2 protein-coding genes are annotated in these 1,246 nt (G+C 54.1%); both read left to right on the forward strand.

From position 1 onward, the window contains the following. Nucleotides 1-695: carbohydrate ABC transporter permease (locus tag CPT76_RS02345; protein WP_105441803.1), on the forward strand; the 695-nt coding region annotated here is incomplete at its 5' end. Nucleotides 696-749: 54 nt separating this feature from the next. Beyond that, nucleotides 750-1,246, forward strand: a 497-nt coding sequence (locus CPT76_RS02350; protein WP_374954591.1) for a carbohydrate ABC transporter permease, incomplete at its 3' end; no start/stop codon positions are given.

The following is a 1,246-nucleotide window of genomic DNA, read 5'->3' on the forward strand; positions in this document are numbered from 1 at the left end:
CATTCTGGAACAGCGTGTACCATTCATTATTATTCGCGGTACTATCGACGGTCAGCCTGGCCGTTTATATGATCGTTGCACTGATCCTGGCCGGGAACATCAAGGGGGCGGGACTCCTCCGGAAAATCTATTTGATTCCGATGCTGCTCTCTTCGGTAGCCATTGCCCAGCTGTGGCTGAAAATCTATCATCCGACAAACGGCATCCTCAATACGTTTCTCGTATCGCTGGGCGTGGAGGATCCCCCTGCGTGGCTGTCGGATCCGAAGCTCGTGCTGTACGCCTTGTTCATTCCGATTCTATGGCAGTACGCCGGTTTCTACATCCTGATCTACTACGCCGCCCTGAAAAACATTCCGGCATCGCTCATTGAAGCAGCCCGGATCGACGGAGCCAATCCGTGGCAGATTGCCCTCCGAATCAAGCTGCCGCTCGTTTCCGAGGTCGTCAAAGTCACGATTGTGCTAGCCGTCGTCGGCTCGCTGAAATATTTCGATTTGATCTACGTCATGACGGACGGCGGGCCGAACGGGGCCAGCGAAGTGATGGCGTCCTATATGTATCAAAAGGCGTTCCGCGGATTCGATTTCGGCTACGGCAGTGCGATCGGCTTCTTCCTGCTGATCATCTGCATGGTCGCCACCTGGGCGATCCGCAAGGCAACCGCCTCCAAAGACACGATTCAATATTCCTGATAAGAGGAGGTGCTTATGATGAGAACCGCAAGTCCGGCCGTATCCGTTCCCGTGATGCGGTCTTCCCGGCCTGTCGGCGCCAGAATCGGCTCCGGCCTGCTCTATGTCGTGCTGATTGCGGGAGCGGTCCTGCAAATTTTGCCACTGGTATGGCTGCTTTTGTTTTCCTTGAAGAATAACCAGGAGGTATTCAATCTTCCTCCTTTCGCCCTCCCCAGCCATCCCAAATGGGAGAACTATGAAAACGTATGGCAGCAGGGAAATATCGGCCGTTATTTTATAAACAGCGTCCTGATCACCGTCATTGCCGTCGTGCTGACGATTCTGCTCGCCAGCTTCGTGACCTTTGCGATCACCCGGATGCGCTGGAAGCTCAGCTCTCTCGTCCTTGGCCTGTTCATGGTGGGCATGATGATCCCGGTGCATTCGACCCTGATTCCCTTATTCATCCTGTTTCAAAAAGTGGGGCTGACGGACAACCAGCTCAGCATCATCCTGTCCTACACCGCCTTTAACCTGCCGATCACGATCATGATCCTGCTTGGCTTCTA

Source organism: Paenibacillus sp. AR247, assembly GCF_002968895.1.
In the GTDB taxonomy this organism is placed as follows: Bacteria; Bacillota; Bacilli; order Paenibacillales; family Paenibacillaceae; genus Paenibacillus_AQ; species Paenibacillus_AQ favisporus.